Annotated in this window: 5 protein-coding genes; 3 read left to right on the top strand and 2 right to left on the bottom strand. The window is 62.1% G+C overall.

From position 1 onward, the window contains the following. The first annotated feature begins 74 nt into the window (after nucleotides 1-74). The 3 genes from ACXJL8_RS36695 to ACXJL8_RS36685 all read left to right on the top strand — a co-directional run bounded on the left by ACXJL8_RS36695 (nucleotide 75) and on the right by ACXJL8_RS36685 (nucleotide 2,469). The gene (locus ACXJL8_RS36695; protein ID WP_456621963.1) at nucleotides 75-845 is read left to right on the top strand and encodes an alpha/beta hydrolase; all 771 of its coding nucleotides are present in this window, start codon (nucleotides 75-77) and stop codon (nucleotides 843-845) included. 193 nt (nucleotides 846-1,038) lie between these two features. After that, complete coding sequence (locus tag ACXJL8_RS36690) at nucleotides 1,039-1,914, top strand: alpha/beta fold hydrolase (protein ID WP_456621964.1); 876 nt, start codon at nucleotides 1,039-1,041, stop codon at nucleotides 1,912-1,914. Nucleotides 1,915-1,974: 60 nt separating this feature from the next. Beyond that, on the top strand, nucleotides 1,975-2,469 hold the full coding sequence (locus ACXJL8_RS36685) for a DUF302 domain-containing protein (RefSeq protein ID WP_456621965.1): 495 nt from the start codon (nucleotides 1,975-1,977) through the stop codon (nucleotides 2,467-2,469). 77 nt (nucleotides 2,470-2,546) lie between these two features. On the opposite strand, the gene ACXJL8_RS36680 is transcribed toward ACXJL8_RS36685, so the two are convergent. Beyond that, nucleotides 2,547-2,810, bottom strand: a complete 264-nt coding sequence (locus tag ACXJL8_RS36680; protein ID WP_456621966.1) for a hypothetical protein — start codon at nucleotides 2,808-2,810, stop codon at nucleotides 2,547-2,549. Between the two features lie 224 nt (nucleotides 2,811-3,034). Next, the coding region (locus ACXJL8_RS36675) for a substrate binding domain-containing protein (protein ID WP_456686588.1) at nucleotides 3,035-3,552 on the bottom strand (518 nt) is incomplete at its 5' end.

Raw genomic sequence — 3,552 nt, 5'->3', positions numbered from 1 at the left:
ACCGCAACCTTGCTGGAAACGCCTGTCCATTCCCCCCGGACTGATTTCGTCCGACATGCCAACAGGAACATTCAATGCGAAACATCCTTCTCTCAGCCGCCACCGTACTCCTGGCCGGATCGACGTTGGTCGGCTCCGCCCAATCCGCCGAACTGCCCAAGGGAGCAGCCCACAACATCGTGCTCGTGCATGGCGCTTTCGTGGACCAGACGAGCTGGCAGCCGGTTGCCGATATTCTCACGAAGAAGGGCTACAACGTCACGCTCGTGGAAAATCCGCTCACCTCGCTCGTCGCTGACGTCAATGCCACCAAGCAGGTGCTGGCGAAACAGGACGGCAGGACCGTTCTGGTCGGCCACTCCTGGGGCGGTATGGTGATCACGCAAGCCGGCAACGATCCCAAGGTTTCGGCGCTGGTCTATGTGTCCGCCTTCGCGCCCGAGGTCGGCGAATCCCTGGCGTCGCTGGCCAAGGCCGGCCCGCCGACCGAAGGCGTCAAGGCGATCCATCCCGACGCGAAGGGCAATCTGTACATCGATCCCAAGGTTTTTCCGTCAGCCGTCGCGGCTGACCTCCCTCCGGAAATCGCCGAGCACCTGGCCAACTCGCAGCTTCCGCTGAGCCTCGCTGCGTTCGAGGCGCCTGTCAGCATTGCGGCCTGGCATGACAAGCCGACGTTCGACGTCATCAGCACGAAGGACAAGGTCATCGCGCCCGAGGTCCAGAAATTCTTCGCGACAAGGATGAAGGCTCAGACGACGGAAGTCGCCGGCAGCCATGCCTCGCTTGTCGTGCACGCGAAGGAGGTCGCTGAGGTGATCGAAAAGGCCGCGCTCGTGAAGTGACGGCACCGCTCCCGGCACTGTCGCGCCGGGAGCGCCCACGCTCGCTCGGAGGAATGCGGAACGCCTCGGACCGCGATGGCGCGAAGCCGGCAAAGCCGTAGACGCGCCTGCGACATCCAAGAGGAAGGTTTCGGTTGCCGCGCTACGCGCGTCACCCGCTCGATCATTTTATGCCAAGCATCCGGAGGATGATATGACTCAACTCGACATCGCGAACCAGGACGCCGCCACACTCGAAACAGCGCCCACCCGTTACATCGAAGGCCGCGGAATCCGCTTCGCCTATCGCCGTCTCGGCCCCGCGACTGGAACTCCGCTGATTCTTCTGCAGCACTTCTCGGGGAACATCGATGCGTGGGATCCAGCCGTCGTCAACGCTCTGGCCGTCGATCGCCCCGTGATCGCCTTTGACAACGCAGGGGTCGGCCGCTCGACCGGTCAAACGCCTGACAACGTCGCGACGATGGCACGAGACGCGGTCGATTTCATCGGCCTGCTCGGCCTCCTCGAAGTGGACCTGCTTGGCTTTTCCCTCGGTGGCTGCGTCGCTCAGCAGATCGCCGCCGAGCACGGACAACTGGTCCGCAAGCTCATACTCGTCGGTACCGCGCCGAAAGGCGGAGAGGAACACCTGTTGGCGGTTCTGCAGGAAGCGTTTTCCCAAACCGATGCGCCGGACCCCCGCCTGCCGTTGTTCTTCACGAATTCACCCGCCAGCCGATCGTCCGGCTTGGCCTTCCTGAAGCGGACGAAGGTGCGCAAGGATGATCGGGACACCGATAACGGCAGCGCAGTCACCGATCCGCAGGCCAAGGCGCTGATCACCTGGTGCGCCACGCCTGATCCCGGGCACGCCATTCTGCGCGCCATCCGCCAGCCCACTCTCGTGGTCAGCGGCAGCCACGACACCATGCTGCCCGCGAGCAACGCCTACGCAATGTTCAAGGAACTCAGCAACGCTCAGCTGGTCCTCTATCCCGATTCAGGGCACGGCGCGCTGTTTCAGCACCACGACATCTTCGTCAGCCACGTCCGGACTTTCCTGGACGCACGGCCCTCGGCTGCCTGATCCCCGGCGCGTTCCGATGCGATCGAGCCACTTCATCCATGAGAGTTGTAAGAGGACAAAATGACAATCGCTAAAGTCGAAGTGGAGCGCTTCAGCCTCACGAGCTTAAAACCATTCGACGCTATTGTGGCGGCGCTCAAGTCTGCGGTCGGGCAGCCCAACATGGTCGAATTTTTCAAGGAAACGAGGGCGACAAATTCCTTCCCGGATCTGGAGCGCGTTGTACGAAGCGGCCTGGGCCGAACGGACCTTATGCTCTTCGAGGAATTTGACCTGGGCGACATTCTGCGTCGCGAAACCGGATCCAAGACGCCTAAAATCATCCGGCTTGTGATCGGCAATCCACTCATCATGAAAGAAATGGTCAAGCACGTGCCCGATGCCGGATCTTACGCTCCGGTCACAGTGCTCATTGATGAGCGTCCCGATGGCGTGCACGTCTCCTATGATAAAATGGAGAGTTATCTGCGGCATTATGGCAGTTCGGAAGCGCTTGCCGTCGCCCAAAATCTCGATGCGAAAATCACCGCCTTGCTACGCGAATGTGCAAGCTGAAACGTTCTGATGACGTCTTCGGCTGATAGAAGTGAGTAACTCATACCAATCGCGGAACGCGACGGGCCGCGACCTGATCAGCCGCAGATGCGCACGCGGCGCGCGCGCCAGCCATGCCCGTCCCAGAAGCTCTGGGTTATCCAGTGGCAGGGCGGGATCGGCTCTCCAACCGGGGCATCGACATAGCCCGACCAGTACGGATAGCCGCCGGGTCCGGGATAAGTGCGCGGATACGGATTGCCGCCGGGGCCGTAATCATAGCGCGGACCAGCATAAGCGGGCGAGGCTGCTGAAACGACCAAAGTCGCGACGGCAGCGAGAGCCAACAACGTCTTCCTCATGGTGATACCTTTCCAACGCTGCGAAGGCTGCAAGACGATCGCTGAGCAATGCAGGGTCAGCGTCGACAAGCTGAAATGTCAAGGAGAGTGATCTCAGCAAGGCCTGCGTAGTCGCGCGTCTGACGAACGTCGGCTTCGACGATAACCGGACACAACCGTGGCGTCTACGCTCCGGTCACGTTGATGACTGCTCGCCGATGGCGGCGATGGGCGAAAGCCGCAACTCATATCCGCAGGGCAGAGAGCCGCGCCGCGAGGAATTCCATCGCGGCACGGACACGCCGCGGCAACGCGCCGGCGCCCCGCCYGACCCAAACGATCTGGAGTGGAATAGGCGGCGGCTCGTGGCCGACAAGGATCTGCTCGACGATCCCTTGCTCGATGAGCCTGCGCACCTGCCAGAGCGGCGCGAGTCCGATGCCAAGGCCTGACGCCACGGCCGCATTGCGCACGGCGGCATTTTCCGACCGAAAGCGGCCGCGCACCTCGATGCGCCGCTTGTTGCCGGCAAAGACCCATCTGTCGTCGTCGCTGGCCCGCAACACGCACGCATGTCGGGATAGCTCGCGTGGATGCTCGGGACGACCGTGCGCGGCGAGATAGGCCGGTGCAGCGAACACCGCCCAATTCAAGCCGCCGAGGCGGCGAACCCGCAGGTTCGAGTCCGGCAGGTTGCCGATGCGAATGGCGAAATCCAGCTTATCGGCGACGAGGTCGACATGCTCATCAGACAAGACAAGTT

It is taken from the genome of Bradyrhizobium sp. P5_C11_2, assembly GCF_054049755.1.
The sequence above is the reverse complement of the archived record's forward strand: the minus strand, read 5'-3'. Positions and strand labels throughout refer to the sequence as shown.

Excerpts from the sequence above, each read along its gene's own strand:
- ACXJL8_RS36695 (WP_456621963.1), top strand. The coding sequence starts at position 75 with ATGCGAAACATCCTTCTCTCAGCCGCCACCGTACTCCTGGCCGGATCG.
- ACXJL8_RS36690 (WP_456621964.1), top strand. The coding sequence starts at position 1,039 with ATGACTCAACTCGACATCGCGAACCAGGACGCCGCCACACTCGAAACA.
- ACXJL8_RS36685 (WP_456621965.1), top strand. The coding sequence starts at position 1,975 with ATGACAATCGCTAAAGTCGAAGTGGAGCGCTTCAGCCTCACGAGCTTA.
- ACXJL8_RS36680 (WP_456621966.1), bottom strand. The coding sequence starts at position 2,810 with ATGAGGAAGACGTTGTTGGCTCTCGCTGCCGTCGCGACTTTGGTCGTT.